Here is a 25,480-nt window from a genome sequence, read left to right as displayed (position 1 = left end):
CGGCAATCGGCTTGCCGAACTGCACCCGCTCCTGCGCGTAGGCGACCGTCATCTCGAGCGCCCGTTCCATCGCGCCCGCCAGCCCCGCCGTCCGCACCGCCGCGCCGATCAGCAACAGACCCTCGGGCCCGAACCCTTCGGGCGCGGCGGCGACTGTGGATGCGTCGAGCACCGTGTCGAAGTCCAGCGTATCACGCCGTTCCCGCGCCATGTTGGTGCCGGGCGTGACCGAGAGCGCCGCAGCCGGGAGGAGCGCCAGCATCGGCGCGCCGTCCAGCTCGGCGGAGACCAGCAGCGCGGCGGCCTCGCCCCCCCAGGGCACGCGGGCGGCCTGTCCCGACAGGCGGAAGCCCTCGCCCTCGCGGCTCAGCGTCGCCCTGGCGGCGGTCGCCGGCGCGACATAGCCATCCGGCGGGGTCAGCCCGGCGCGGCGGGCGATCCAGAGCGTGACCATCGCGTCGCCCAGAGGCACCGGCAGCGCATGGCGGCCGAGCAGGCGGACGATCTCCACCGCTTCTGCGGGCGACAGTTCCGCCCCCCCGTCCTCGCCATCCAGCATCCCGCGCGGCAGGCCCAGCCCGTCGAGCTCCTGCCACAGGTCAGCGGGCCAGTCGCCCCGTTCGGCCGCCTGCAGCCCCTCGCGCGTCACCTTGTCCGCGGCAAAGCGCTCCACCATCTCCGCCATCGCGCCATCAAGCATGTCCGTCTCCTCCTCATGTCCGGCCGGACAAAGCCGGCCCGCGTCGCCCGTCAGGGCGCGTATTGAAATGTGCCGTGGCTGAGCACCACCTGCCCCGTGCCGTCGATCCGCGCCTGAAACGCCCCCTGCCCGTCCGCGCCGCGCCAGATGTCCACCGCGATGCGCTGACCGGGATAGACCGGCGCGGCGAACCGGCAGGACAGACCGCGCATGCGTTCGGGGTCGTGATCGCAGAGGCCGCGCACCAGCGCGTGGCAAGCCAGGCCATATGTCGCGACGCCATGCAGGATCGGGCGGTCGTAGCCGACCGAGCGTGCGACGGCGAGGTCGGTATGCACCTCGTTCCGGTCGCCCGACAGGCGATGCAGAAAGGCCAGTTGCATATGCGTGCCGAGGGCGACGCAGGTATCGGGCGCGCGATCCGGAACCGAGGGGAGCCGGGCGGGGCCGGCGCCGCCGCCGTCGAACCCGCCTGCGCCGATCAGGAAGAACGTGTCGCGGATCACCGCGTGCAATGCGCCCGTCGCGCTGTCGCGCAGCTCCCGCTCGGCCAGAACCAGCGCGGCGCGGCCCGGTCCCTTGTCCACGATGCCGGTCACCCGCGTCCGCCCGGTGACGTCGCCCGACATCGGCAGCGGCTCGAGGATCTCCAGCGCCATCTCGCCATGGACGACGCGGCGCCAGTCGATCCCGCAATCGAGGTTCCGAAGCCAGAACCCCGGTGCCCCGATGGCGGTGGCAAGGCCCGGCGCCACCCGCCGCGCCGCGGGACCGACGTAATCCAGCTGGTGCGGATCCGACGGATCGATCCCGTAGCCGACACCGAGCGCATAGATCCGGCAGTCGCGCGCTTCGTAGCGCTGGCGGCAATCCGGGATCGCGACATCCAGAAGCGTCGAGGGGTCGAACGCGGTCTCGTCCCGGACCTTGGGTGAGGGAGACGCGGTCACGGCCGGTCAGTCCCGCAACACGCCGCGCAGCAGGAACGTGGCGTGTTCCTCGGCGATGTGGCGGCGGGTTTCGTCCGTTTCGTCGGGCCGGGTGCGATACCAGACGGTCATCCAGTTCAGCGCCCCGAGAAGCGGCTTGATGAGGATGCGCGGATCGCATTCGCGGAACTCCCCGGCCTCGACGCCCTGCACGAGGACGTCGAGGAAGTGCTTTTCATAGGCGTCCCGCGCGGCGATGAGGTTCTCGAGCACCTTGCGCTGATCCGGGGTCGTGCTGCCCGCAAGGTGCATCTGCACCCCCTGCACCGACACGCACTGGAGCGGCAGTTCCTCCATGATGAGGTTGCAATGCGCGATCAGCATCCGGTAGAGGCGGTCGGCCGCGCTGCCCTCGCCCGTGGCGATCGGGCGGATGGCGTTCAGGTTGATCTCCATCGCCGCGCGGTGCAGGTCGAAGAACAGGTCGGCCTTGCTGCGGTAATAGTAGTAGACCAGCCCCTTGGTCGCCCCGAGGACATCCGCCACCGTATCTATCGAGGTTGCGGCATAGCCGTATTCCATGAACGCCTTTGCCGCGGCGCGGATCAGGTCCCAGCGGGCCTGTTCCTGCTCTTCTTCCGAGCCCGCGCCGCGCCGTCCGCGACGCGACTTGCGCCTGGTCTGGCTCTCTGCCGGGACATCCGTCATCCTGCCGGCCCTCCGTGTTCTGTCCCGCGCATCGGGGATGCCTCAGCCATGCGGCAGCATCCCGCGCGCGATCTTGGCGACCTCGTTCCGCTGGACCTTGCCGGTGGCGGTCAACGGAAACTCCCGGACGAAATGTATCTGACGCGGGACCTTGTAGTCGGCCAGCGTCCGGCTGCAATGCGCGATCAGGTCCTCGGGCTTCAGATCTGCGCCTGCCGACAGTTCCACAAAGGCCCAGGCCACCTCGCCCATCCTTTCGTCGGGCACGCCGACGACGACGGATGACTTGACCGAGGGATGCGCGGCAAGCTGCTGTTCGATTTCGACGGGCGAGGTGTTGGTGCCCCCGATCTTGAGCTGGTCCTTGAGCCGTCCGGTGACGGTCAGGTAGCCCTCCGCATCCAGCGTGCCGAGGTCGCCGCTGCGCAGCCAGCCCTCGGGCGTGATCGCCTCCGCGGTCGCTTCGGGGTTCTTGTAGTAGCCGATCATCACCGTTTCGCCGCGGCACCAGATCTCGCCTTCCGATCCCGGCGGGACTTCGGCCAGCGTTTCCGGGTCCACGATGCGCACCTCGCAGCTGGACAGCAGCGGGGCCTTGTTGCGGCAGCAGTATTCGACCGGATCGTCCCAGCGGTTGAAGCTGGTCGAGATGGTGTTCTCGGTCATGCCGTAGGTCGAGAAGAGCTTGTCGAGCCGCATGGACCGCATGATCCGCTCGAACGTCTCCTGCATGACCGCCGACCCGCCGATCCACGCCGCCTTGAGCGAGGACAGGTCGTAGCGGTCGATGTCGGGCACGGCGCAGATGTCGTAATAATGGGTCGGGATGCCGCCGAACATCGTGACCCGGTGCCGTTCGATCAGGTCGAGCGCCTCGCGCGGGGTCCACTGGATCATCGGCACCAGCGCCGCGCCGAGGTTCAGCGAGGTGATCAGCGCCATGTAGAGCCCGGCGGAATGGTAGAACGGCATATGGGCCAGAACCCGGTCGCCCGGCTCGACATGCAGGGCCAGGCCGACGCGGGTCGACTGCTCGATGACGCCGTGGTTGTGCATGACGCCCTTGGGCTTGCCGGTGCTGCCCGACGTGAAACAGATCAGCAGCATGTCGTCCGCCGCGACATTTGCCTCGGCCTGCGCCACCGCGCCGGTGTCGTCGCTCAGGACGGAGTCGAAGGTGACGGTCCCCGCCGTCGCGGTTTCGTCGAGCACCACGACCGTGCGCAGGCTCGGAAGCTCGGGCAGGTTCAGTTCGCCGGATTGCTGCGCCGGCAGGTCCGGCGCGATTTCGCAGAGCATCGCGTAATAGTCGGACTTCCACATCCGCCGCAGCATGATGAGGACCTTGGCATCCGCCTGCGCGATGACATAGCCCGCTTCCTCGGCCTTGTAGCGCGTGTTGACCGGCACGATCACCGCGCCGATCCGGGCGGTCGCGCAGAAGGACAGCATCCACTCGTAAGTGTTGGGCAGCCAGATGCCGACGTGATCGCCCTTGGTCACACCGAGGTTCAGCAGGCCCGCCGCCAGCCGGTCGACCTCGCGGTCGAAGGCGGCGTAGGTGACGGTGCGCCCCTCTTCGATCCAGCAGGGCAGGTCGGCGTGGCGCGCGGCCGCGCGGCGCAGCATGTCGGAAATGGTCAGGTCATCCATCGGTTCGGTCCCTCAGATCGAATATCCGCCATCCAGCGCGATGCTCTGCCCGGTAATGTACGCCGCTTTGCGCGAGGCGAGGAAGACCGCCAGATCGGCGGCCTCCTCCGGCGTGCCGAAGCGGCGCAGGGCGGTGTTGCGCTTCATCGCCTCGACGAATTCGGGCGGCACGCGTTCCGTCAGCCGGTGAAACAGCCCGCCGTCGATGACGCCGAGGGCGATGGAATTCGCCCGGACGCCCGACCGCCCCTCCTCGCGGGCGATGCCGCGTATCAGCACCTCGACGCCTGCCTTGGGCACGGCCGAGAGCACGTCCTTCTGGGCGTAGCGGTGCAGCGCGGCGGAGGTCATGGCGACGACCGATCCCCGGCTTTTCTGGAGATGGGGGATCGCGGCCTTGAGCACGTTGTAGCAGCCGGTCAGGTCACCCGCGATGGTGCGGTCCCATTCGTCGTCGTCGATGCCCGAGACGTAGGTCATGCTGATGTCGGCGCCCATGGCGATGACCACGGTGTGCAGCCCGCCGAACGCCTCGGCGCTTTCGTCGACCATCGCCCGGACGGCCGCGCGGTCGGTGATGTCGACCGGGCGGGCGAGGCTGCGCTGGCCGGCGGCCTCGATCACGGCCTGCACCTGCTCGGCTGCGGTCGCGTTGGAGCGGTAAGTCAGCGCGACGTCGCTGCCCGCCCCGGCGAAGGCGGCGCAGACCGCCTGACCGATGCCGCCGCTGCCGCCGATGACCAGCGTGCCGCCGGTTCCGAAATTCGCGTCATCCTGCACGGCTCGCCCTCCCCTGCTTGCCAGCGGCCGGTTCGGTGATGAAGTCGGCCATGTCGGCGTCATGCGTCAGACGCCAGTATTCGACCAGCCGCCATGGCTGGTTGGTGATGATCCGCCCGTTGGGGTTCTTGTACCATGTCGTGACCGAAGGGTGGCTCCAGACCAGATCCCGCAGCTTTGCGTCGATCTCGTCGTTGTAGCGGTCGTGCACGTCGCGCCGGATCTCGGCCGTGGCGTGACCGCCGTTGATCATCTGCGCGATGGTGCTGGCGATGAAGCGCATCTGGCATTCGGCGAGGAAGATCGCGCTGCCCCCGTGGCCGAGATTGGTGTTCGGGCCGTACATCACGAAGAGGTTCGGAAACTCCGGCACCGCGATGCCGAGGAAGGCGCGCGGATCGTCGTCGCCCCAGAGCTCGCGGATGCTCTGCTCGCCCCTGCCCTTGATGTGCATCGGCCAGAGCATCTTGCCGGCCTGAAACCCGGTGGCGAAGATGATCGCGTCGACCTCGATCCGGCGGCCGTCCGTCAATACGATGGCGTCCGGTTCGACGTGGTCGATCCCGGTCGAGACCAGTTCGACGTGATCCTGCCGCAGCATCCTGTACCAGCCCGCATCGGCCAGCACGCGCTTGCCGAAGGGCGGGTAGTCCGGGATCACCTTGTCGAGCAGGTCCTCGCGCCCTTCGAGTTCGCGCTTGATGTGGCGGGTCATCGCCTCGCGCAGCTTCTGGTTCTTGGCGTTGATCGACTCCCCGCCGCCCTGCCACTCCGGGTCGATGCGGAGCGCGTCGAACAGGCCGTCGGCAAAGCCCCAGAACAGCTGGAAGCGATACCACGAGGCATAGAACGGCACGGCCTTGAGCGCCCACTTGGTGTCGTCGCTGACCAGCCGGTCGATGTTGGGCCGCCGCGCGACCCATGCGCCGGACCGCTGCAGCACGGTCAGTGCGGCGACCCGGTCGACGATGGCCGGCCCGACCTGCACGGCGCTGGCCCCGGTCCCGACCAGCGCGACGCGCTTGCCGTCGAGATCGAGACCCTCTTCGGGCCATTGCGCGGTGTGCAGCGCGGGACCGACAAAGCTGGCGAGGCCGGGCAGATCGGGGATCGAGGGGCGGTTCAGTTGCCCGACGGCCGAGATCACCGCGCGGGCCTCAAGGACCTCCTCGTCACCCGCTTCGGTGCGGGCTGTGACGGTCCACATCTGCCTGTCAGGACAGTATTCGGCCGACACCACCTCGCGCCCCAGCCGCATGTTTGGGGCAAGCTCGTAGCGGTCGACGCAATGGCGCAGGTAGTCGAGGATGCTGGCCTGGTGCGAGAAATACTCGGGCCATTCGTCATTCGGCTCGAATGCGAACTGGTAGAAATGGTTGGGCGTGTCGACGGCACAGCCGGGATACCGGTTCTCGTACCACGTGCCGCCGATGGCCGGGTTCTTTTCCAGGAGGACATAGGGCACGCCCATCTGTCCGAGCTGGATCGCCGCGCAGATGCCCGAGGCGCCCGCGCCGACGATGATCACGGGGAAATCGGTGGCGGCAACCTGATCGACCTCGGGAACGTCCACCTTGCCGCTGGCCGACAGTTCCATCTGCTCCAGCGCCATCGGGACGTATTCCGGGGCGACCGGTTCGCCGACGACGACGCTCATCATCCGTTGCATCGTCTCGGCGTCCGGGGTTCCGAGCGGCGCTGCGCCAGTGCCGGCATGCCCGGCCATCGCATCCGCCATACGGTCACGAATCCTCGATTGCAGCGCGTCGGGCAGTGAATGCGAATAGTCCCACGGGCCGTGCACATGCGCCTGGATTTCGTCCAGCAAGGACAGATCGCCAGTCAGTTGCACCAGAGAAAGAGCAAGGGGAACGCAGTCCGCGCCCTCCAGCCGCCGCCGAATTTCACGATGTGGAACCGATCCCATGATCCTCCTCCCCGACGCCGAAACGCCGTCATGGACAATTATGATACCGAGTAGTATCTTTTAACGCAGGTCGTCAAGCGCCACTGTCCGGGACATCCGGAACCCGGCGCCGGGAGACCGAAGCGAGAGGAGAAGACCGGACGTCATTGCCAAGCACCCACGGGTGACGTCGTCCGGAGACGGAAAGCGGGCAACCGCACCACGGCTTGGCCGGCCAGAAAACAGAACGGCCACGGGCGCATGCCCGGAAAGGGAGGATAAAATGACTTTCAACCGACGCACCATGCTCGCCGGCGGCTTCGGCGCCGCTGCTGCCGCGCTTGCCGCCAAGACCGCCGCGGCGCAGGACGGCAAGACATACACGCTGAGCTACCAGGGCTCGCACCCCGCGAATCAGGCCTTCACCACGATCACCGGCGGCGGCTTCCGCGAGATGGTCGAACAGCTGAGCAACGGCCGGATCAAGTTCGAAACCTACGATGCGGGCGCCCTGACCTCGGTCACCGGGATGCTCGAGGCGGTCGATCAGGGGATCCTGGACGTCAGCCAGTCGTGGGGCGCCTTCTACACCGGCGACGTGCCCGAGGCGGACGTCGAGGTCGGCCTGCCGCTGGCCTGGGAACAGCCCTGGGAGGCCTACGACGCCTATTACAACCGTGGCCTGCGCGAGATCGTCAGCGGAGCCTATGAGTCCAAGTTCAACGTCAAGCATTTCCCGGCCATCATCGCGCTGACCTATGGCATCGCCCTGCGCGAGGAAATCACCAGCATCAGCGAACTGGCGGGCAAGAAGATCCGGGCCGTCGGCGTCTATGGCGACTTCGTCCAGCAGCTCGGCGCGTCGCCGGTCGTCGTGCCGGGGGCGGAGCTCTACACCGCCATGCAGCTCGGCACGATCGAGGGCGTGCTCTATGGCGCCGAGGCGGTGGCCGCCGCCAACCTGCAGGATTTCTGCAAGACGATGATCTACACGCCGAACTGGAACACCGGTGTGGGCCACTGGGTCGTCAACGCGGATGTCTTTGCCTCGCTGCCCGAGGATCTGCAGGAGGTGATCGAGTTCGCGTCCCGCTACGGCAACGCCGCACAGGCCATGAACTACTCGGCCGCCGAGGCGGAATACATGCAGGTGCTCAAGAAGGCCGGGCTGAAGATGCTGATGCCCAGCGACGACGAGCTTGCGATGCTGAACGAGGCGGCGCAGAAAACCTGGGACCAGGTCGCGGCCAAGTCCGAAGGCACGGCCAAGGGCGTCGAAATCGTCCGCCAGCAGCAGACCGAGCTGGGCGCGATCTGAGCCGACGCGGCGGCGCGTCCGCGCGCCGCCCATCCTCCGGACGATTGAAAGGCGACCCATGGTCGAAGACACACCGCAGGCGGGCCGGCGCGGCGCCGCGTCACGGTTCATCGCGCTCACGGACCGGCTGAGCATCGCGGCCTCGGTCCTGTCGGCGCTGGCGCTGTTCCTGATTGCGCTGATCGTCTGCTACGAAGTCACCTCACGCTACCTGTTCAACAGCCCGACGATCTGGGCGTGGGACATCAACGTGCAGCTGATGCTGACGCTGATCATGCTGGGGCTGGCCAATGTGCATCGGCAGAACAAGAACATCGCCGTCGACGTTCTGACCGAACAGCTGTCCGTCCGGACCCGCGCGGCGCTCGGCGTGATCTTCGGCCTCTTCCTGATCTTCATCGCCGGAGTGATCCTCTATTTCGGCTGGTTCTACTTCCACCAGTCCTTCAGTCGCGGACAGACCGCGCCCAGCCTCTTCGCCCCGCCGCTCTGGCCGGTGAAGTTCATGCTGCCGCTCGGCGCGGGGATCCTGCTGCTGCAGGCCATCGCCCGGATCCTGCAGGACCTCGACATGCTGCGCACCCCCGCGCGGGCCACGGACGGACCGGCCGCACGATGACCACCGAATTCTCAACCCTGCTGATCTTCGGCAACCTGATCCTGTTCCTCGTCCTCGGGTTTCCGGTCGGCTATGCCCTGATGGGCGTGTCGATCCTGTGGCTGATGATCCTCAAGGGGCCGTTCATCCTGCAGATGGTCCCCGCCACGATATTCGAGACGGGCACGACCGAGATCTTCATCGCCGCGCCGCTGTTCATCCTGATGGCCGTCTGCCTCGAACGCTCGGGCATCGGCGCGCGGCTCTACGAGGCGATCTACAAGTGGAGCGGTGGCATGCCCGGCGGGCTGGCCGTCGGCACGATGATCGCGGCCACGCTGATCGGCGCGATGACCGGCGTCGGCGGCACGGCGGTTCTGGTGCTGGGCGTGCTGGCGATCCCGGCGATGCTCAGGCGCGGCTACTCCATGCAGATCGCCATCGGCGGCCTGCCCTCGGGCGGGGCGCTCGGCGTGCTGATCCCGCCGACGGTGATCGGCGTCCTGCTGGGCGGGTTCACCGGGATCCCGGTCGGCAGCCTGTTCTTCGGCGGCTTCCTGCCCGGTGTCCTGATCTCGCTGTGTTTCTGCATCTACATCCTCGCCCGCTGTCTCAGGAACCCGGACCTCGCGCCGCCCATCCCTGTCGACCAGCGCGCGACCCTGCCGGAAAAGCTGCGTGCCACGGCCCAGATCTCGCCCGCGCTCGGGCTGATCGCGCTTGTGCTCGGCACGATCTGGTTCGGCGTGGCCACCCCGACCGAGGCCGCGGGCATCGGCGCCGCCGGCACCATCGCGTTGTCGCTCGTCAGCGGCCAGCTGTCGGGGCGCGGCCTGATCGGCGTGCTCAGGACCGCCGGCGAGATGTCGGTGATGATCATGACCCTGCTGGTCGGCGGGGCGCTGTTCTCGCGGCTGCTGCAGGTCTCGGGCTCGGCCCGGATGCTGGCCGACGCGATGATCGGCGTGGACATCGGCGTGACCGGAACGCTGCTGCTGTTCATCGGCGTGGTCACGGTGCTTGGCATGTTCATCGACGGATCGGCGATCATCTTCATCGTCAGCCCGATCATGATGCCGGTCATCGGCAGCCTCGGGATCGACCCGGTCTGGTTCGGCGTGCTGATGATGATCGCCATCGCGGCGGGCTATGTCACACCGCCGTTCGGGATGAACCTGTTCTACCTCAGGGGCGTGCTGACACAGGTGGGCGAGATGGAGGGCTGCGAAAAGGCGAGACGGGTGACCATGGCCGACATCTGGCTGGCATCGCTGCCCTATGTCGCGATCATCTATGTCGTGATCGGCCTGATCATCCTCGTCCCGTCGATCGCGACATGGCTGCCCTCGCAGATGCATTGAACGAAGGGCCGTGAACGCCGGACACGGCAAAGCGGTCCGGAGTCACGTCGGAACCGGCTGACCGTCCGGCCCGTCCTACAGCTTGATGTCCGACAGCCGCTGGTCGCCCGGCAGCTTGGAGCGTTCGAGGATGATCTGCGACACCGCCCGCGCCCGGACCGGGTTCAGCGAGGCGAGGATCGGCGCGGCGGAGCGTTCGTCCATCGTGCCCAGCACCATGACCGTCACCTCGATGTCGAGGTCGTTCATGATGTTGGCCGCATCCTTGGGCTTCATGTTCTGGTAGAGCGCGACCAGACGGTCGACATCGGCGGTCTGCGCCTGACGGACCTTTTCCAGCAGGCTTTCGACCTCGCCCTTAAGCTCGGCCAGCTGCGCGCGCTCCTGATTCAGTGTCTCCGCCGCCAGATCCAGCTCGGCCGCGCGTTGCGCCAGCTTCTCGCGCTGGTCGATCAGCAGGTCGCGTTCGCGCTTGATGGAACGCAGCATCTCCTCGGGCGTGTCCTCGCACTGGAGCGGCGGCATGGTGATGTCGTCGCCCGCGGCGGTCGGCTGCGGTTCGGGCGGATCTGCGGCCTGCGCGGCGGCGAGGAACACGGACTCCTGCGGCGGCTGTGGCAGGTCGGCCTGCAACGGGCCCGAGATCAGCGAGACGCCGATCTTGGCCGCCACCATCAGGGACAGCCCGCCCAGGATCAGGGGGATCGGACGGATCATGCCTCGCGGCTCCGCACCGTCTCGAAGAAGCCGCGGACCAGTTCGGATTTCATCGGAACGGCGCCGGCGGGCCGCTGCTGCGCCGACCGCTCGCGGGCCGGCTGGTAGGGGCTGTCATCGTGCTGTTCGCGCTCACGCTCGCGCCGCGCCTCGGGCTGCTGCGGCGGCGGGGCCTGCCGCGACACGCGGTCGCCGAACGGGGCCGAGACGTTGCGGGTGATCGTCTTGAGCATCGACACCGCCCCTTCGGAGCGGTCGACGGCGGCGGAGAAGCTGCCGATCATCGGTTCCAGTTCGCGCAGCGCCTGCATGAGGACCCGGACCCGCCTTTCCACGATCCATGCGTAGGCCAGCACGCCGACCAGCAGCACCAGGATCGCGATATCAATGACCAAGGACATGGCTCAGCTCCTCATCTTCTATCAGTTGTTCGGACAGCTTCAGAGCAACCCGCCCGTTCCTGCGCTTGCCCACTTCGGCCAGCGCGATGGCCTTGCCGGAACAGCACAGCATCACCGGATCCTGCGCCTGCATCCCGAAATCGAGGACCGTGCCGGGGGTCCAGGCCAGGACCTCCTTCAGCGACACCTCGGTTTCCGTCATCACCGCGTTCAGCGTGACGTTCGTCGTCTCCAGCATGCCGGTCATCTTGGTCCGCCAGCCGGTGTCGCCGCCAAGCGTGCCGCCCTGGAAGTTCTGGGACAGCACGTCGTTCACCGGCTCGAACGCGGTGTTGGGCAGGACAAAGATCATCTCGCCCTCGCGGTCCTCGGCCTCGATCCGCAGCCGCGCGCGCACGCAGGCGCTGGCCGGGGGGCCGAGCAGCAGGGCGCGGGGGTTGGTTTCGATGTGGCTGATCTCGAACTTGACCGGCGTCACCTTGGCAAAGGCGGTGGCCAGCTCGGCCAGCGCCACATCGCACAATTTTTCACCAACGCGCTTTTCGATGGCGGTGAAGCTGCGGCTGGAGCGTTCCCGGACCGGCACGGTGCGGCCGCCAAAGGTGATCTCGATCGCCGCGAACAGCAGGTCGGGCTTGAGCGTCACGGCAAAGGGTCCGGCCCAGCCTTCCGCTTCGGTGACCGCGATCAGGGCCGGGTTCGGCAGATCCTCGGTCGCGTCGGCGCAGCTCATGTATTCGATCTTGTCCAGCGACACATCGACCATCGCGCCCAGGTAGGCCTTGAGCACCGGGACCAGCGACAGGGCAAAGCGGTCGAACACCACTTCGAGCATCGGCAGGCGGGCATAGGACAGGCGGGCGCGGTCGATGATCAGCTCTTCGACGGCGCGGGTGTCGGCGGTATGGCTCTGCTCGGTCGTCATTGGATGATCAGGTCCGCGATGAGAAGTTCCTGCGGCGCGTCGCTGTCGCTGACCGCGCGGGCGCGGCGCAGCAGTTCGGCCTTGAGCCGCGACAGGCCGATGGAGCCCTGCAGGTCGGCATCGGAAAGCTGGCGCAGGTAGTCCTGGAAACTGTCGCGCAGGAACAGCTTTCGTTCCTCGATCTGCGCGGCGCCGGGGCGGGTTTCGTCATAGACCAGCGCCACGTTCAGCTTGAGGAACCGGGTGGTCTGGCGGCCCGTCGCGGTGGTCGCGGTGACGTTGACGATGATTTCCTTGAAGGGCGTGACGACGATGCTGCCCTCGGCCGACGCGGCGGCGCCATGCCCGCCGGTGTCGGCGGGGGCGGCATGATCATTCGCAGGGGCGGGATCGTGTCCGTTGTCCGCCGTGACGTGTTCCGCCTCGCCGGAGTCGGAACCGGAGAACAACGCTATCGCCCGGCCGGGGCCAAGCGCCGCGGCCAGACCGCCGAACAGCGCGGCGATACATAGTGCGGCAATACCGGCCAGCTTCCCCAAACGCTTGACGAATGAGGGCTTTGCGGGCGCCGCTGTCTGCTCTTCTTTGTCTGCCATGTCCCGTATGCGTTGGATCGAGCCAATTCTTGTGTCCAATATGCCAATAGGGCTGAATTAAAACAAGTATAAATCTGATACAGTTCTTGCTGGACAAGATTAGTTGTGTTTAATCTTGGGTAACGAGAACAAAAAATCGGGGCGACTGGGGCAGTGCAGGCCTTGCTAGACAATCTACGTGCGCTCGGGTGGCGGCGTCTCTCGGTGCTTGGGGGCACCGGCGCGATGCTACTCGCGGCGCTATTCTTCGGGTTATCCTTCGCGGTGGCTCCGGAATACACGCCGGTTTACCGCGACCTGTCGCCGGGCGAGGCGTCGCGCGTGGTGGAGTCGCTGGAACAGGCCGGCTTCCGCGTTCAGACCGACAGTTCCGGCAGCATGGTCAGCGTGCCGCGCGACGACATCGCCCGCGCCCGGATGGAGCTCGCGGGCCTCGGCCTGCCCAATGACGGCACGCCGGGGTGGGAGCTGTTCGACGAACAGAGCGGCATCGGCATGAACACCTTCATGCAGCGGGTGAACCGCCTGCGCGCGCTGGAGGGCGAGCTGGCCCGGTCGATCCAGACGATCGACGGGGTCGATGCCGCGCGTGTTCACCTCGTCCTGCCCGAACGCGAACCGTTTTCGCGCGAACGTCCTCGCCCCTCGGCCTCGGTCATCGTGCGCGGGCGCGGCAGCCGCTCGATCAGCACCCGGCAGGGTCAGTCGATCCGCGCGCTCGTCGCCGCCGCCGTGCCGGACCTCGCGCCGACGATGGTCACCGTGCTGTCCGCCAGCGGCGAGACGATCCTGGGCGAAGAGGGCGAGATCGGGTCGGAAGCGAACCTGCAGACCGTGCGGTCGGGTATCGAGGACCGGCTGCGGCAGCGCATCACGGAAATCCTGACGGCGCGGGTCGGCGCGGGCAACGCGCGGGTGCAGGTCACCGTCGACCTGAGCAGCGAACGGCAGGTGCTGCGGCAGCAGAGCTATGACCCGGCGCAGCGCGTCGTCCGGTCGACCGAGACGCGGGAAGAGACGCGCGACGACAGCAAGGCGGCACGGGGCGAGGTCGGCGTGGCCGACGATATCCCCGCCGCGCTGGCCGATGGCGGCGGCGCGACGAACCGCAACACCTCCAGCATGACCAACGAGATCGTCAACTACGAGATCGGCGGCAGCCAGAGCGAGACGGTCCGCGAACCCGGCGAGGTCGAGAAGGTCAGCGTCGCGGTGCTGGTCAATGGCATCTACAACGTCCAGCCGGACGGCACCGTGGACTACGCCGAACGCCCGGCGGACGAGTTGCAGCAGCTTCAGGCGCTGGTGCAGACCGCCGTCGGCTTCGACCAGCAGCGCGGCGACAACGTGTCGGTCGTCAGCCTGCGGTTCATGGACTACTCGATGGACGTGGGCGAACCGGTCACCCGCAGCATCACCCAGATCCTCGCCGACAACCTGAACAACATCCTGCGCGGTCTGTTCGCGCTGGTGCTGGTGGCCATCGTCCTGTTCCTCGGCTTCCGCCCCGCGCTGCGGCAGGCGCTGGCGATCCAGCGGCCGGACGACACCGAGGCCCTGCCCGGCGCATCCGCCGCCACCGCGGCCCTGCCCGCGACCGGGGCCGAGGGCGAGGAACCCGGACAGGCACAGCAGGCCCGGCCGCAGCTGGTCGGCGGGACGGCGCAGTCGATGCACCACACGGGCACCATCCTCGACCCGCTGCCGCCCGGCGCGGACGACGAGCTGGTGCGGATCGCGACCGTTCAGGGCGGGGTCCAGCGCGGCTGGATCAGCACCATCAACGAGCTGATCGAGCGCGAACCCGACGACGCGCTGAAGGTCGTCAAGGGCTGGCTGGCGGAGGGGGCGTAACCGATGCAGTTCACCTATGACCGCGACTTCGACACTGATTTCGACTATCGCCCGGCGAATGTCCCGGGCTCGGGCCGTGTCGGGGCGATCTACACCAAGGAAGAATTCGACGCCGCCGTAAAGGCCGCCCGCGTCGAGGGTTATCAGGACGGCCGCATCTCGGGCCGGGCCGAGGCGATGACCGCCACCGCCGAAAGCGAGGCGGAGCGGCAGGTCGCCGCGCTCGAGGCGCTGGCGCCCGCGCTGACCGCGCTGTTCCGGGACGCCGACCGGCATCATGCGGTGCTCGAGGCGCAGATGCTGCAGTTCATCATGTCGGTCTTCGAACAGCTGGCCCCCGACGTCGCCGCGACGCTGGCGCGCGGACAGGCCGAACGCGAGGCGGGCGAGGCGATCCGCATGGCGCTCGGCTCCGCGGTGCTGCGTCTGGCGCTGCCGCCCGAGGTGGTCCGGCAGGACGCGGACGAGATCAAGCGCCGCGCGCGGCTGGCCGGGTTCGGCGGCCGGGTCGAGATCGAGAGCGATGGCGCCCTCGCCGTCGGCGACCTGCGGGCCGAATGGGACCACGGGGTGCTGACCTACAGTTTCAACGAAATCTGCCAGAAGGTCATGTCGGCGCTGCACGGCGCCGGCCATGAGGCCGAACACAGGGCCGAGAAACGGCCCGACGACGGCAACGGGCAGAACGAGGCAGAGGACTAGATCATGAGCGAAGACAAAGAGACCCCCGAGGTCGTGACCGAAAAGGACATGCCCGACGCGCCGGAAACGGTCGCCGAGCAGGTCGCGCGCGAGGCCAAGGCGGGCGGCCAGAACATCGACGCGATGCTGAACGTCGGGCTGAACGTGCAGATCGTTCTGGGCCGGACGCGGATGCCGATCGCGCAGCTTCTCAAGCTGTCGCGCGGGTCGATCATCGAACTGGACAAGAGCATCGGCCAGCCGGTCGAGGTGGTCATCAACGACCGGCTGGTCGCCCGCGGCGATCTGGTCAAGCTCAAGGACGACCGGATCGGCGTGTCGCTGATCGAGATCGTCAAGGATTACGTCGGCGACGCATGACGGCAGGGCTGGGCAGACCCGGCCTGAGCCGCTTCGCCCTCGTCCTTCTGACGGGGGCGGTGCTGTTTGCGCTGGCGATGCCCGCCCTGGCGCAGGACGCGCCCACCGGATGGCTCGACGCGCTTGGCGACGCGCTGTCGGATGCGCCGGACGGGTCCGACGAACGGGCCACCCTGTCGGGCCGCATCCTGCAGCTGATCGCGGCGATGACGGTGCTGTCTCTGGCACCCGGCCTGCTGATCGTGATGACCAGCTTCACCCGCTTCGTCATCGTGTTCTCGATGCTGCGCTCGGCGCTCGGGCTGAACCAGACGCCGCCGAACATGGTCCTGACCTCGATGGCGCTGTTCATGACCTATTTCGTGATGCAGCCGGTGTTCGAGGATGCCTGGAACGAAGGCGTCCAGCCGCTGATGAACAACGCGATCACCGAGGAACAGGCGCTGGAACGTGTGGGCGGGCCGTTCAAGGTGTTCATGTTCGCCAACACCAGGCCCAAGGATATCGAGCTGTTCCGCCGGATCGCGGCCGAGAGCGAGGGCGCCGACCCCGGCCCCCTGCCCCAGACGGCCGAGGAGGCCGGGTGGCGGGAACTGGTGCCGGCCTTCATGATCTCGGAGCTTCGCCGGGCGTTCTCGATCGGGTTCCTGATCTACCTGCCGTTCCTGGCGATCGACCTGATCGTCGCCTCGGTCCTGATGAGCGCCGGCATGATGATGCTGCCGCCCGTGCTGATCTCCTTGCCGTTCAAGGTGATCTTTTTCGTGCTGATCGACGGCTGGTACATGCTGGCCGGCAGCCTGATGGAAAGTTATGCTCCCCTAGCCGGGGGCGGTTGATGAGCGAAGGAGCCTGATATGGCTGTTGCAAGTCTCAAACGCGCCGAAGTCGCCGCCCATGCCTCGACCGGGGGCCTGCCCCGCGTGCGCAAGCCCACGGGGGCCGAAAAGGCCGCGATCCTGTTCCTCTGCCTCGGGGAAAAGCGCGGGTCGCAGCTGATGCAGAAGCTCGACACCGAGGAAATCCAGAAGGTGACACGGGCGATGTCCGGCCTTGGCGCGATCTCGGCCGAGACGGTCGAGATGGTGCTGACCGGCTTTACCGAGGAAATGGCCAACGGCGGCGGGGTCGTCGGATCCTTCGCCGTGGCGGAAAGCCTGCTGCGGTCGCTGCTGCCGGAAAACCAGGTCGACGGGATCCTCAAGGATATTCGCGGCCCGCTCAAGGAAAAGGACCTCTGGGCGCGGTTCTCGGGGCTGTCCGAGAACGTTATCGCCAACTACCTCAAGAACGAGCATGAACAGACCATCGCGGTTATTCTTTCGAACGTGAAGAACGACGTGACCGCCAAGGTGCTGCCGCTGCTTGGCACCGAGAAGATGGAGAACGTGATCGAGCGGATGATCAAGATGGAATCCGTGCCGCATCACATGATGAAGCAGATCGAGGAAACGCTGAGCGCGGACATCGTCAACGCCTCGTCCCAGCCGACCGCCTCCGAGATGCACCAGAAGATGGCGGACCTGTTCAACAAGCTGGACCCGAACGCGCTGGAAGCGGTGTCGCCGGGGCTGGAGACCCGCCTGAACGACACGTTCAACTCGATCAAGCAGAAGATGTTCACCTTCGAGGACCTGTCGCGCCTGACCGTGATGGACCTGGCCAAGATCATGCGCGGCGCGCCGGGCAACACCCTGCCCGTCGCCCTGCGCGGCGCGTCCGAGGAAACCCGCGCGGTATTCCTGAACGCCCTGCCCGGCCGGTCGCGCGACATGCTGGAAGAAGAGATGGAAACCATGGGCGCCGTCCGCCGCCGCGAGGTGCAGGAGGCGCAGGCGTTCATGCTGGACTACGCCAAGCAGCTGGCGGACGAGGATCAGATCAAGCTGCCGCTCGGCGACGACGAAGACGAGCTGTTCTGATCAGAGCCGGGTCTTGTAACCGGAAAAGCCGGACGACACGACGGATTCGATATCGAGCACGGCGTAGTTGAAGTTGCCGGTGGCCGAGGCCGTCAGCATCTGCAGCGCGCCGCTGTTCGCCGTGGCGACGCCGCTCAGCGCATCGGACAGCGCGATGAAGCGGGTGACCAGCTTTTCGACCTCTTCGGGATCCTTCAGCGCCTCGAAATCGACCTTGCGGTTGATGATCTCGATCTGCTTGTCGATGTCGAGCCCGGCCATCTGGCTGGGCATGCCATAGACGGTGCGGAAGAACTTGGACATCTTGCTGTCTTTCAGGATGTCCAGCGGCCCCTCGATATCCGCGACCTTGCGGCGGAAATCCAGCGCGGTGCCGAGCGTCGCGTTCTCTTCCATGTTGGCGTTCAGGAAATGCCGGTCGACATAGCGTTCGACCATACGGTCCTGCCAGCGGGTGAGGATCGTATTGATGTTGCCGACACCGTCGGTGCCGAACCCCATCTCCTCGTACAGGGCGCGGAAGCGGGTGTCGGCCATGCGGTTCACCAGCGCGTCCTCTTCCTCGATGTTGCTCTTGAGGATCTTCTCCATCATCGCCTTGCCGAAGATCTGGTCCTCCAGGTCAAAGGCGCGCATCACGAAACCGAAGAGTTCGGGGTCGGCCATCAGGTCGTCCACCGACTCCACGCTTTCGATGTTTTCGTAGAAGTGGGAAATCGCACGGGCATGCTGCGGCTGATTGCGGATCAGCTCGTGCTGCTTCGCCTCGGTCGCATCGACCAGCTTCAGTGCCGTCAGCGTCGGCATACCCGATACGGAGATCATGCGCGTTTCCGCTCCACCTGCTGTGCCACCGCGGCGGCGGTCGGCATGTCGCTCGACTTCCATTCGGCGGCGTCCGGTTCCCCGGCCCATTCCGTCTTCGGCATGGCGTCGCCGAAGATCTCCGCCTCGCGCGCCATCGCGGGCCGCAGGCTGCGCAGGGCGCTGAAGAATTCACCCTGCGAAACCTTGTTGGCGGCGTCGAAGATATGGCCCACCGTCGGCGGGCCGAACGTCGTGGCCAGCGCGGCCAGCTGACGGTGCGCGGCCTTGACCAGCTGTTCACGGCGCTCGGGATAGATGAGCGCGGACTGGATCAGGAAATAGGCCGTGTTGACCGGCGTGGCCGAGGTCGTCGGCTTGAGCAGGTCGGTTTCGCGGATGATCTCGGCCCGCGTTTCGAAGGTCATCGTCGTCTTGCGGCCGCCGTTGCGGATCATCGCGCCGTTGACGACGACCCGTTCAAACGGTTTGAGCGTGAGGTTGAGCGCCATCGGCGACCCCTTTGGGCTGGGCGCGGGTCAGCCCCGCGAGGATATGCGTATTCACATCGATCAGGGCATTGATGCTCGCCTGTCCGGCCAGAACCTTAAGCGTGTGGCGTTCCACCCAGAGCGCGATCGACAGAAGCTGCGCGCGCAGCTGCGGCGGCAGCTGGTTGCCCGAAGACGCCAGATCGTCGCGCAGCAGAGTCCAGAGTTTCTGGTTCTCGGTCAGCGTGCGGCCAAGGCCATCCGCCATCAGCGCAAGACGGTCTTCGCCCGACCGTGCGGCGGCGAATGCATCGCGATGTCGGTTCAGGTCTCCGGTGATGCGCGCGAACACGCGGGCTTCGATCTGTCGGGGGGATTCGCTTTCGCGAATGGTGCGTTTGTACGCAGCGATACTCATGGTGCTTTCTGCCTCGTTACCCCTGGGTTGGCCCCAGGATATTAAACGCAGTGCCGGGTTTTTTTATGGCATCAACGTGGAAAGGGCGCCCGAAGAGCGCCCTTTCACTATGCCACCTATAGGTGTCCAATCTCCAGAATTCTCAGCGGAAAAGCGAGAGAATGTTCTGGGGTGACTGGTTTGCAATAGACAGGGCCTGCGTGGCCAGCTGCTGTTGCACCTGAAGGGCCTGAAGCCGTGCGGCTTCTTCTTCCATGTTCGCGTCAACCATCGAGCCGACACCGTTGTCGATGCGGTCGGTGAGCTGGTTGAGGAACTCTTTCTGCGTTTCGACCGACTTTTCGGCGATACCGAACGAGGTGGCCGATGCGATGGCGGCGGTCAGGGTTGCCGAAGCGTCCTGAAGCGCGGTTTCCATCAGTGCGGTGGTCGAAGCTGCGGTCAGGTCGATCGCGGCCAGGGCCGACTGGATGGCGCCGAGGTCCTGCTGGTTGAAGGTCACGGTCGTGGTCGAGATCGAACCGGCCGCGGTGCGGCTGATACCGGTCACGACGGTCACGGTTGCCGTGCCGTTCACCAGGTCGGAACCGTTGAAGGTCGACTGGTCGATGGTCGTCTGGATACGAGCGGAGAGCTCGTCCAGTTCGGCCTGCACGTTGGCGCGGGTTTCAGCCGTGCCGCCCTGTGCGAACGCGACGCGCTCGACGAACTCTTTCGCCAGGTCGACGACGGTTTCGGCGCCGAGGCGCGCAGCCGAGATCGAGTTCTGGGTCAGCGTCAGGCTTTCGTCGATTGCCTTGTACATACGGCTGTCGCCGTTCATCGTCTCGGAGATGGCGAAGTACGCGGCGTTGTCCTTGCCGGACTCGATCTTCAGGCCCGAGGAAATGCGATCCTGGGTGCTGGAGAGCGAATTGTTGATGTTGCGAAGGGTCGACAGCGCGGACATTGCGCTGGCGTTGGTGTGAATGGAAGACATGCTGTCTGCTCCGATTTTCTATCGTTGGTCTTCGTCTTTCTGACGAAAACGGGCTGTCCCGTAACAATGCATGTTGTAGGTGCGGATTACGGCAGGATTAAGGCTAAATGGACTGATCCAGCCGTGTTATTCCTGCCACAGGATCCTTGCCCGTGGTGCCGTCCCGGTCATACAGCCCCTCGAGGCTGTGACGCTCGCGGATCCGCTCGATTTCCCTTGCCACGGCGCCGGTTGCTTCGGTCATCCGCTGCAACAGGGTCAGGTCGGAATGGATCAGTTCGTTCAGCGCTTCCAGCCGCGCGCGCAGCCGCTGCGCCTGTGCCCCGTCGCCCGCCAGCAGATGTTCGGGATCGGCGAAGACCTTTTCGATTTCCGCCAGCAGTTCCGTCTTGCGGGGATAAAGCGATTCCACCCGGGCGAGGTTGCCCTGCCCGATGGCGGCGATTTCATCCCGCAGCAGCCGCGACAGGCGGTCGGTCAGCTGCATTGCGTTGGCGTGGGTGATCTGGGTCATGAATAATCCTCGTCACGCTGTGCGGCAGCGTATGCCGACATCGCCGCGTTCAGGCTGCGGCTGAGCCCCGTTCCACCCTGTTCGACCATCTGTTCCGCGATGGCCTCGGACAGGAAGTAGCGGAAATGCTGCTCCGCCTGCCCTGCTCCCATGCTGCCCATGTCGACCTGCTTGAGCATCTCGTCGACCATCTGCGTCATGAACATCGCCTCGAACTCGCGCGCGGCGGCGGTCGCGTCGGGCGCGGGCTTCGCGGTCGGTGCGGGTTGCTGGGCCGTGATCGGGGGAACGGAGAACGGGGAGTTGACGTCCATGACAGCGCCTCAGATGATTTCCAGGTCGGCGTGCAGCGCGCCGGCGGCCTTGATGGCCTGAAGGATCGAAATGGTCTCGGTCGCGCCGAGCCCGATGGCATTCAGGCCGTCCACCAGCCGCTGCAGGCTGACGTCGCCTTCGAGAATGGTGAAATGCGCTTCTTTCTTGTCCACGCCGACGGTGGTGGAGGGGACGACAACGGTCGTGCCGCCGATGGTGATCGGGTTCGGCTGGCTGACCTGCGGGTCCTCGCGGATCATCACCGTCAGACCGCCCTGGCTGACCGCGACCCGGTCGATGCGGACATCCGCGCCGATCACGATGGTGCCGGACCGGGCGTCGATCACCACGCGGGCGATGTTGTCCGGCTGGACGCGCAGGTTTTCCACCTGCGCCAGCAGACCGGGCGTCGCCGCCTTGTCGGGGGTCTGGATCTCGATCGTCGCCGGATCCAGCGCGCGGGCGGTGCCGCCGCCGAGCGCGGCGTTGATCGCCTCTTCGACGCGCAGCGCGGTGGTGAAGTCGGGGTTGCGCAGGTTCAGGCGGATCGACTTGAGCGAGGCGAGCGAGAAGTCGACCTCGTTTTCCACGGTCGCGCCGTTCTCGATCCGGGCGACGGTCGGCACGCCCTCGACGATCGAGGCGTTGATGCCCTGCGCCGCGAACCCGGCGACCGCGATCGGACCCTGCGCCACCGCATAGACCTCGCCATCCGCACCGGTCAGCGGGGTCACGATCAGCGTCCCGCCCCTGAGCGACGAGGCATCGCCGAGCGAGGAGACCACGACGTCGATGGTCGACCCGCGCCGCGCGAACGGCGGCAGCATGGCGGTCACCATGACGGCGGCGGTGTTGCGTGTCTTGATCTGGTCTTCGCTCAGGTTGCCGACGCCGAGGCGTTCCAGCATGCCCTGGATGCTCTTTTCAGTGAACGGAGAGTTGCGCAGCCCGTCGCCGGTGCCGTTCAGGCCCACCACGAGGCCATAGCCCACAAGCTGGTTTTCCCGCACGCCTTCGACGGAGACGATGTCCTTGATCCGGACGTCGGCCACCGCAGCCTGCCAGCCGAGCGCCGCGAGGGCGATCAGCCCCGCCAGCGTCCTGCGCGATTTCTTCATCTGCCCCGTTCCCTGCCCTGGAACTGTTATTGGTTTCTTATGGCATTTATTCTACTTACTTGCAATATTTAATGTTGATTTAATCATGTCTATCTTTATCAATGCTTGACTAATCATGCTCACGCCCGCATGATCGCCCACAATGGGCAGACAATCGCCCAACCGAGAAATCGAGGGGGCAGCGTGCACTACTACCTATACGAGCCACGGGCCAAGCATCTGCAGGGCCTTCTGGCCGAGCTTGACGATTCCGACCTGGATCCCGTGTCGGTCAGCGAAGACTTCTTCGAACGCGAGTTCGACCTGGCGGAATCCGACGGCAGTTCGGACCGGCCGATCCTACTGTCTGAAAATCCCAAGACGCTCGACTATATCGCGTCCCTGCGCCAGTCCGGCTGCCGGAACCCGATCCTCGTCCTGCGCGACGAACGCGATCCCGAAGCGGCGATGGCCGCGCTCGATGCGGGCGCGGACGACGACGTGGTGCGGCCCCTGTCGGGCGCGGAACTGCGGGCGCGGGTGAACGCGATCAAGCGGCGGTTCCACGGCCATGCCGCGGGGTCGGTCCAGATCGGCGACATCACCGCCTATTTCGACGGCCGCGACCCCGATGTCGCGGGCGAGCCGATGAAGCTGTCGCAGCGCGAACTGGCGATCTTCCAGCAGATCGCCCTCGCCTCGCCCCGCGTGGTGTCCAAGTCGGTGATCTACGACGCCGTCTACGGCATGGCCGAGGAACAGCCCTTCGACAAGGTGATCGACGTCTACATCTGCCGGATCCGCAAGAAGATCGAAGAGATGTCGCCGGCGTCGGATCCGCACATCCGCACGATCCGCGGCCGCGGCTACCAGCTGGTGCCGCAGGACAAGCCGGAGATTGCCCGGATCGCCCTGCGCCAGCGTATGCCTGCGTCAGCGCAGGTAGTTCAGGAAGCTCAGCTGTGACATGCGGGCGGTGACCGCGTAGCTCGCCTGAAGCTGGGTTTCCAGCAGGGTGATGCGCGTCGCCGCCTCGTAATCGTCGATGCCTTCGAGGTTCAGCACCCGGTTCTTGTAGAGGTCGATGCGATCCTTCATCCGGGTGCTTTCCGCTTCGATCCGCCCGGCCTTGGCGCCGACCTGCGTTTCCGCATCCAGCAGCTTGGCATTGCCCGCCGACAGCGCGTTGACCGCCGTTCCGACCCATGCGGCATAGGCGTCCGGGTCCGCGATGGTCGTGACATCGACCGAGGCCAGCATCGCCAGACCCTTCAGCACTTCGCGGAAGCCGGGATCGTTGGCCTGCACGCCGTAGGCCAGTTCGGTCCCCTCGCCGGTGCTGGCCGTCTGCCGGGCCGATCCGGTCGGGGCGCCGTTGTAGAAGGTCTGTTCGAAATTCGACGGGCCGTCCGCCGCGGTGTCGGAGAAAACGGCGTTCAGCTCTGCGATCGCGGCCTGTGCCGCCGCCTCGTCCGGCAGGCCGCCGGACAGGATCGAGGCCAGGACCCCGGCAGGCGCGAGGCCGGACCCGGCGTTGGTCTTTTCCCAGGGCTGGAGCGTTTCGCCAGAGGCGGAGATCCCGGCGAACAGCGGCATCCCGGCATGGCTGGAGTTGGCCTGCGCCACAAGCGTGTCCAGCGCGGCGCGGGCCGCCTGCTGCATTCCCGACGCGGTGCCGAGCGGCGCGGTCTTGTTCGCGATCGCGAGGTCCAGCGCCTCCTGCACGCTGTTGCGGATGGTGCCGAGCGTGGCCGCCATCGTGTCCAGCCGCTGCGTCAGCAGGCCGTTCGCCGCGACCTGCGCCGTGTCCCGGTCGATGCTGGCGCGCAGGGTGATCGATTCCGCCGCGCCGGTCCCGAGCGACTTGAAGATGTCGTTCTTGATCCCGGTCGACAGCTCGTTCTGGGCTGTGGCCAGCTGCTGGTTGATGTCGGCGGCGGTCTGCCGCCGCGCGAACGCGGTCTGGAGGGTCGAATAACTCCGCACGAGATACAGCATCGGTCAGTTCCTTCAGATGGCGTCTAGCAGGGTCTGGATCATCTGGTTCACCGAGCTCATGACCTTCGCATTCGCCCCGTAAGCCTGTTCGATCTGCATCAGCTGCTGCAGTTCGTCGTCGACGTTCACACCCATGAACCCGGCGCGCGTGGCCTGCAGCGCGTCGGCCCCGGCAACCGCGGTGTCGCGGGCCGATTCCGCCGTGGCGCGGACCGACTGCTGTTCCGCGATCAGCGTGGCGGCGAACTGGGTCAGCGTGGCCGAGCTGCCCAGCCCGACCGAGGTGTCAAAGGTGGTCTTGGCGTCGAAGGCCGCGATCATGCTGTTGATGATCGTCGCGTCGCTGGCCTGCCCTTCGGCCGCCGCGCCCATGCCGTCGCGCATCCGCCAGAGGGCGCCGCCCGCTTCGGGCAGGACCGCGTCGTTGACGGCGATGCGTCCGGCGAGGCCCGGCGTCACCGGCGTGCCGGGCGCGCCGCCCGCGTCGGTGAACAGCCCCACGCCGCCCGCACCGGTGGTGGGATCGGCACCGGCGAAGGCGTCGATCAGCGCACGCGCGGTTTCGTCAAGCTGGCCCTGCAGGCCGGGCATGACGGTGTTCAGCAGTTCGATCCGCCCGGCCAGCCCGCCTTCGCTCAGCCCGCGCACCCCGTCGACACCGGGGGTGATGTCCTGCGTGCCCGCCGTCAGCTTGCCCGTCGTCATGTCGTAGCTGAGCAGGTTGGCGGTCTCGCCGCGCAGGATCTCGGCCCCGCCGGTGGCGTTGATCTCGACCTGGCCCGAGCCGGTCGTGCGCAGGGTGAAATCCATCATCGGCGCGAGCGTGTCCAGTTCCTTCATGATCTGGTCCGACAGGGACAGATGCAGCTCGCTGCCCGACCGTTCCCGCGCGATGCGCTCGTTCAGCTGGGCCAACCGGGTGAGGCTGGAGTTGATGGTGGAAATGTCGGCTTCGACTTTGCCCGCGACCTCGTTCCGCGCCTGCTGCAGCCCGCTGTTCAGGCGATTCAGGGTCGATGCGAGCTCTTCCGCGTCCGTCACCGCCGCACGTTGCAGCGCGGTGTCCGAGGGCGAGACCGACAACAGCCCGAACGAGGCGCGCAGGTCGGTCATCCGGGCGACCAGCCCGTCCGACGACTCCTGCGTTCCGAGGACCGAGGTATAGACCGACAGCCCGTCCGCCATCGCGCCCTGCTTGCCGGCACGCGCGGTTTCGGCGCGGTACATCCGGTCCAGCGAGGCATCGACGGCCCGGCGGATGTCCGACACCATCACGTCGCCCTGCGTCGTGGTGGTGACGAGGAGACCGCGGCGGGCATAGCCTTCGTTGTTGGCGTTGGCGATGTTGGTCGAGGTCGTCTGCGCCCATCGGGATGCAAAGGACAGGCCGCTCTGCGCGGCATTCAAAGCAGATGCGATGCTCATTGATGCGCT

Annotated in this window: 28 protein-coding genes; 9 read left to right on the top strand and 19 right to left on the bottom strand. The window is 66.6% G+C overall.

Annotated features, from left to right (window positions below):
• The 6 genes from ATO6_RS20565 to ATO6_RS20540 form a co-directional block, all read right to left on the bottom strand.
• The coding region (locus tag ATO6_RS20565) for an acyl-CoA dehydrogenase family protein (RefSeq protein WP_141102048.1) at positions 1 to 700 on the bottom strand (700 nt) is incomplete at its 3' end.
• A 50-nt stretch (positions 701 to 750) separates the two neighbouring features.
• Positions 751 to 1,650, bottom strand: coding sequence for a MaoC/PaaZ C-terminal domain-containing protein (locus ATO6_RS20560; RefSeq protein ID WP_088625928.1), 900 nt, complete (start codon positions 1,648 to 1,650; stop codon positions 751 to 753).
• A gap of 6 nt (positions 1,651 to 1,656) precedes the next feature.
• On the bottom strand, positions 1,657 to 2,337 hold the full coding sequence (locus tag ATO6_RS20555) for a TetR/AcrR family transcriptional regulator (RefSeq protein WP_088625927.1): 681 nt from the start codon (positions 2,335 to 2,337) through the stop codon (positions 1,657 to 1,659).
• Between the two features lie 42 nt (positions 2,338 to 2,379).
• Positions 2,380 to 3,990 carry a class I adenylate-forming enzyme family protein gene (locus tag ATO6_RS20550; RefSeq protein ID WP_088625926.1) on the bottom strand — a complete coding sequence of 537 codons (1,611 nt, stop codon included), beginning with the start codon at positions 3,988 to 3,990 and terminating at the stop codon, positions 2,380 to 2,382.
• A 12-nt stretch (positions 3,991 to 4,002) separates the two neighbouring features.
• On the bottom strand, positions 4,003 to 4,770 hold the full coding sequence (locus ATO6_RS20545) for an SDR family NAD(P)-dependent oxidoreductase (RefSeq protein ID WP_176441037.1): 768 nt from the start codon (positions 4,768 to 4,770) through the stop codon (positions 4,003 to 4,005).
• Positions 4,760 to 6,697, bottom strand: a complete 1,938-nt coding sequence (locus tag ATO6_RS20540) for an NAD(P)/FAD-dependent oxidoreductase (protein ID WP_088625924.1) — start codon at positions 6,695 to 6,697, stop codon at positions 4,760 to 4,762. Before ATO6_RS20540 ends, ATO6_RS20545 begins: the two co-directional genes overlap by 11 nt.
• A 262-nt stretch (positions 6,698 to 6,959) precedes the next feature.
• Here ATO6_RS20540 and dctP point away from each other — a divergent pair, with 262 nt between their 5' ends.
• The 3 genes from dctP to ATO6_RS20525 are packed head-to-tail and all read left to right on the top strand — an operon-like array spanning position 6,960 to position 9,953.
• Positions 6,960 to 7,994, top strand: a complete 1,035-nt coding sequence (gene dctP, locus ATO6_RS20535) for a TRAP transporter substrate-binding protein DctP (RefSeq protein ID WP_088625923.1) — start codon at positions 6,960 to 6,962, stop codon at positions 7,992 to 7,994.
• A 58-nt stretch (positions 7,995 to 8,052) separates the two neighbouring features.
• Positions 8,053 to 8,613 (top strand): TRAP transporter small permease subunit, encoded by a 561-nt coding sequence (locus ATO6_RS20530; protein ID WP_088625922.1) that lies wholly within the window; start codon positions 8,053 to 8,055, stop codon positions 8,611 to 8,613.
• Positions 8,610 to 9,953: a TRAP transporter large permease subunit gene (locus tag ATO6_RS20525; RefSeq protein ID WP_088625921.1), complete on the top strand. Its 1,344-nt coding sequence runs from the start codon at positions 8,610 to 8,612 to the stop codon at positions 9,951 to 9,953. The genes ATO6_RS20530 and ATO6_RS20525 overlap by 4 nt, the downstream gene beginning before the upstream one ends.
• Before the next feature lie 75 nt (positions 9,954 to 10,028).
• On the opposite strand, the gene ATO6_RS20520 is transcribed toward ATO6_RS20525, so the two are convergent.
• The 4 genes from ATO6_RS20520 to ATO6_RS20505 are packed head-to-tail and all read right to left on the bottom strand — an operon-like array spanning position 10,029 to position 12,592.
• Positions 10,029 to 10,670, bottom strand: a complete 642-nt coding sequence (locus ATO6_RS20520; protein ID WP_176441036.1) for a MotE family protein — start codon at positions 10,668 to 10,670, stop codon at positions 10,029 to 10,031.
• Positions 10,667 to 11,071, bottom strand: a complete 405-nt coding sequence (locus tag ATO6_RS20515) for a flagellar motor switch protein (RefSeq protein WP_088625920.1) — start codon at positions 11,069 to 11,071, stop codon at positions 10,667 to 10,669. The genes ATO6_RS20520 and ATO6_RS20515 overlap by 4 nt, the downstream gene beginning before the upstream one ends.
• Positions 11,055 to 11,996: a flagellar motor switch protein FliM gene (locus tag ATO6_RS20510; RefSeq protein WP_088625919.1), complete on the bottom strand. Its 942-nt coding sequence runs from the start codon at positions 11,994 to 11,996 to the stop codon at positions 11,055 to 11,057. Before ATO6_RS20510 ends, ATO6_RS20515 begins: the two co-directional genes overlap by 17 nt.
• Positions 11,993 to 12,592: a flagellar basal body-associated FliL family protein gene (locus tag ATO6_RS20505; RefSeq protein WP_088625918.1), complete on the bottom strand. Its 600-nt coding sequence runs from the start codon at positions 12,590 to 12,592 to the stop codon at positions 11,993 to 11,995. Before ATO6_RS20505 ends, ATO6_RS20510 begins: the two co-directional genes overlap by 4 nt.
• 153 nt (positions 12,593 to 12,745) lie before the next feature.
• Here ATO6_RS20505 and fliF point away from each other — a divergent pair, with 153 nt between their 5' ends.
• From fliF to ATO6_RS20480, 5 genes are all read left to right on the top strand, one after another.
• Positions 12,746 to 14,446, top strand: coding sequence for a flagellar basal-body MS-ring/collar protein FliF (gene fliF, locus ATO6_RS20500; RefSeq protein ID WP_088625917.1), 1,701 nt, complete (start codon positions 12,746 to 12,748; stop codon positions 14,444 to 14,446).
• 3 nt (positions 14,447 to 14,449) lie between these two features.
• Entirely contained in the window at positions 14,450 to 15,148 is a 699-nt protein-coding gene (locus tag ATO6_RS20495; protein ID WP_088625916.1) for a hypothetical protein, read from the top strand.
• A gap of 3 nt (positions 15,149 to 15,151) precedes the next feature.
• Positions 15,152 to 15,508: a FliM/FliN family flagellar motor switch protein gene (locus ATO6_RS20490; protein ID WP_088625915.1), complete on the top strand. Its 357-nt coding sequence runs from the start codon at positions 15,152 to 15,154 to the stop codon at positions 15,506 to 15,508.
• A 77-nt stretch (positions 15,509 to 15,585) separates the two neighbouring features.
• Positions 15,586 to 16,347, top strand: coding sequence for a flagellar type III secretion system pore protein FliP (fliP, locus tag ATO6_RS20485; protein WP_254919226.1), 762 nt, complete (start codon positions 15,586 to 15,588; stop codon positions 16,345 to 16,347).
• An 18-nt stretch (positions 16,348 to 16,365) separates the two neighbouring features.
• Positions 16,366 to 17,430 carry a flagellar motor switch protein FliG gene (locus ATO6_RS20480; protein ID WP_088625913.1) on the top strand — a complete coding sequence of 355 codons (1,065 nt, stop codon included), beginning with the start codon at positions 16,366 to 16,368 and terminating at the stop codon, positions 17,428 to 17,430.
• Here ATO6_RS20480 and ATO6_RS20475 read toward each other — a convergent pair whose 3' ends face one another.
• The 7 genes from ATO6_RS20475 to ATO6_RS20445 all read right to left on the bottom strand — a co-directional run bounded on the left by ATO6_RS20475 (position 17,431) and on the right by ATO6_RS20445 (position 22,069).
• A complete protein-coding gene (locus tag ATO6_RS20475; protein ID WP_088625912.1) occupies positions 17,431 to 18,255 on the bottom strand; it encodes a DUF1217 domain-containing protein in 825 nt (274 codons plus the stop codon). It lies immediately after the preceding gene.
• Positions 18,252 to 18,746: a flagellar biosynthesis repressor FlbT gene (locus ATO6_RS20470; RefSeq protein WP_088625911.1), complete on the bottom strand. Its 495-nt coding sequence runs from the start codon at positions 18,744 to 18,746 to the stop codon at positions 18,252 to 18,254. The genes ATO6_RS20475 and ATO6_RS20470 overlap by 4 nt, the downstream gene beginning before the upstream one ends.
• A complete protein-coding gene (gene flaF / locus ATO6_RS20465) occupies positions 18,715 to 19,143 on the bottom strand; it encodes a flagellar biosynthesis regulator FlaF (RefSeq protein ID WP_088625910.1) in 429 nt (142 codons plus the stop codon). Before flaF ends, ATO6_RS20470 begins: the two co-directional genes overlap by 32 nt.
• 142 nt (positions 19,144 to 19,285) lie before the next feature.
• Positions 19,286 to 20,122 carry a flagellin gene (locus ATO6_RS20460; RefSeq protein WP_088625909.1) on the bottom strand — a complete coding sequence of 279 codons (837 nt, stop codon included), beginning with the start codon at positions 20,120 to 20,122 and terminating at the stop codon, positions 19,286 to 19,288.
• A gap of 103 nt (positions 20,123 to 20,225) precedes the next feature.
• Entirely contained in the window at positions 20,226 to 20,636 is a 411-nt protein-coding gene (locus ATO6_RS20455) for a hypothetical protein (RefSeq protein WP_088625908.1), read from the bottom strand.
• Positions 20,633 to 20,950: a hypothetical protein gene (locus ATO6_RS20450; RefSeq protein ID WP_088625907.1), complete on the bottom strand. Its 318-nt coding sequence runs from the start codon at positions 20,948 to 20,950 to the stop codon at positions 20,633 to 20,635. The genes ATO6_RS20455 and ATO6_RS20450 overlap by 4 nt, the downstream gene beginning before the upstream one ends.
• Before the next feature lie 9 nt (positions 20,951 to 20,959).
• Positions 20,960 to 22,069: a flagellar basal body P-ring protein FlgI gene (locus tag ATO6_RS20445; protein WP_088625906.1), complete on the bottom strand. Its 1,110-nt coding sequence runs from the start codon at positions 22,067 to 22,069 to the stop codon at positions 20,960 to 20,962.
• A 183-nt stretch (positions 22,070 to 22,252) separates the two neighbouring features.
• On the opposite strand from ATO6_RS20445, the gene ATO6_RS20440 reads away from it, so the two are divergent.
• Entirely contained in the window at positions 22,253 to 23,014 is a 762-nt protein-coding gene (locus tag ATO6_RS20440) for a response regulator transcription factor (protein ID WP_254919222.1), read from the top strand.
• On the opposite strand, the gene ATO6_RS20435 is transcribed toward ATO6_RS20440, so the two are convergent.
• Positions 22,982 to 24,046, bottom strand: a complete 1,065-nt coding sequence (locus ATO6_RS20435; protein WP_088625904.1) for a flagellin — start codon at positions 24,044 to 24,046, stop codon at positions 22,982 to 22,984. The genes ATO6_RS20440 and ATO6_RS20435 overlap by 33 nt on opposite strands.
• A 12-nt stretch (positions 24,047 to 24,058) precedes the next feature.
• The gene (gene flgK / locus ATO6_RS20430) at positions 24,059 to 25,471 is read right to left on the bottom strand and encodes a flagellar hook-associated protein FlgK (RefSeq protein WP_088625903.1); all 1,413 of its coding nucleotides are present in this window, start codon (positions 25,469 to 25,471) and stop codon (positions 24,059 to 24,061) included.
• Positions 25,472 to 25,480 lie beyond the last annotated feature (9 nt).

Origin of the sequence: Oceanicola sp. 22II-s10i, from assembly GCF_002210105.1 — a bacterium.
Taxonomy (GTDB): Bacteria; Pseudomonadota; Alphaproteobacteria; order Rhodobacterales; family Rhodobacteraceae; genus Pseudooceanicola.
Note: the sequence above shows the minus strand (reverse complement) of the source record. Positions and strands in the feature narration are given on the sequence as shown.

Excerpts from the sequence above, each read along its gene's own strand:
- ATO6_RS20505 (WP_088625918.1), bottom strand. The coding sequence starts at position 12,592 with ATGGCAGACAAAGAAGAGCAGACAGCGGCGCCCGCAAAGCCCTCATTC.
- ATO6_RS20480 (WP_088625913.1), top strand. The coding sequence starts at position 16,366 with ATGGCTGTTGCAAGTCTCAAACGCGCCGAAGTCGCCGCCCATGCCTCG.
- flgK (WP_088625903.1), bottom strand. The coding sequence starts at position 25,471 with ATGAGCATCGCATCTGCTTTGAATGCCGCGCAGAGCGGCCTGTCCTTT.
- ATO6_RS20435 (WP_088625904.1), bottom strand. The coding sequence starts at position 24,046 with ATGCTGTATCTCGTGCGGAGTTATTCGACCCTCCAGACCGCGTTCGCG.
- fliP (WP_254919226.1), top strand. The coding sequence starts at position 15,586 with ATGCCCGCCCTGGCGCAGGACGCGCCCACCGGATGGCTCGACGCGCTT.
- ATO6_RS20455 (WP_088625908.1), bottom strand. The coding sequence starts at position 20,636 with ATGACCCAGATCACCCACGCCAACGCAATGCAGCTGACCGACCGCCTG.
- ATO6_RS20450 (WP_088625907.1), bottom strand. The coding sequence starts at position 20,950 with ATGGACGTCAACTCCCCGTTCTCCGTTCCCCCGATCACGGCCCAGCAA.
- ATO6_RS20530 (WP_088625922.1), top strand. The coding sequence starts at position 8,053 with ATGGTCGAAGACACACCGCAGGCGGGCCGGCGCGGCGCCGCGTCACGG.
- flaF (WP_088625910.1), bottom strand. The coding sequence starts at position 19,143 with ATGAGTATCGCTGCGTACAAACGCACCATTCGCGAAAGCGAATCCCCC.
- ATO6_RS20460 (WP_088625909.1), bottom strand. The coding sequence starts at position 20,122 with ATGTCTTCCATTCACACCAACGCCAGCGCAATGTCCGCGCTGTCGACC.
- ATO6_RS20470 (WP_088625911.1), bottom strand. The coding sequence starts at position 18,746 with ATGGCGCTCAACCTCACGCTCAAACCGTTTGAACGGGTCGTCGTCAAC.
- ATO6_RS20510 (WP_088625919.1), bottom strand. The coding sequence starts at position 11,996 with ATGACGACCGAGCAGAGCCATACCGCCGACACCCGCGCCGTCGAAGAG.
- ATO6_RS20515 (WP_088625920.1), bottom strand. The coding sequence starts at position 11,071 with ATGTCCTTGGTCATTGATATCGCGATCCTGGTGCTGCTGGTCGGCGTG.
- ATO6_RS20475 (WP_088625912.1), bottom strand. The coding sequence starts at position 18,255 with ATGATCTCCGTATCGGGTATGCCGACGCTGACGGCACTGAAGCTGGTC.
- ATO6_RS20490 (WP_088625915.1), top strand. The coding sequence starts at position 15,152 with ATGAGCGAAGACAAAGAGACCCCCGAGGTCGTGACCGAAAAGGACATG.
- ATO6_RS20495 (WP_088625916.1), top strand. The coding sequence starts at position 14,450 with ATGCAGTTCACCTATGACCGCGACTTCGACACTGATTTCGACTATCGC.
- dctP (WP_088625923.1), top strand. The coding sequence starts at position 6,960 with ATGACTTTCAACCGACGCACCATGCTCGCCGGCGGCTTCGGCGCCGCT.
- ATO6_RS20540 (WP_088625924.1), bottom strand. The coding sequence starts at position 6,697 with ATGGGATCGGTTCCACATCGTGAAATTCGGCGGCGGCTGGAGGGCGCG.
- ATO6_RS20520 (WP_176441036.1), bottom strand. The coding sequence starts at position 10,670 with ATGATCCGTCCGATCCCCCTGATCCTGGGCGGGCTGTCCCTGATGGTG.
- ATO6_RS20525 (WP_088625921.1), top strand. The coding sequence starts at position 8,610 with ATGACCACCGAATTCTCAACCCTGCTGATCTTCGGCAACCTGATCCTG.
- ATO6_RS20445 (WP_088625906.1), bottom strand. The coding sequence starts at position 22,069 with ATGAAGAAATCGCGCAGGACGCTGGCGGGGCTGATCGCCCTCGCGGCG.
- ATO6_RS20555 (WP_088625927.1), bottom strand. The coding sequence starts at position 2,337 with ATGACGGATGTCCCGGCAGAGAGCCAGACCAGGCGCAAGTCGCGTCGC.
- ATO6_RS20550 (WP_088625926.1), bottom strand. The coding sequence starts at position 3,990 with ATGGATGACCTGACCATTTCCGACATGCTGCGCCGCGCGGCCGCGCGC.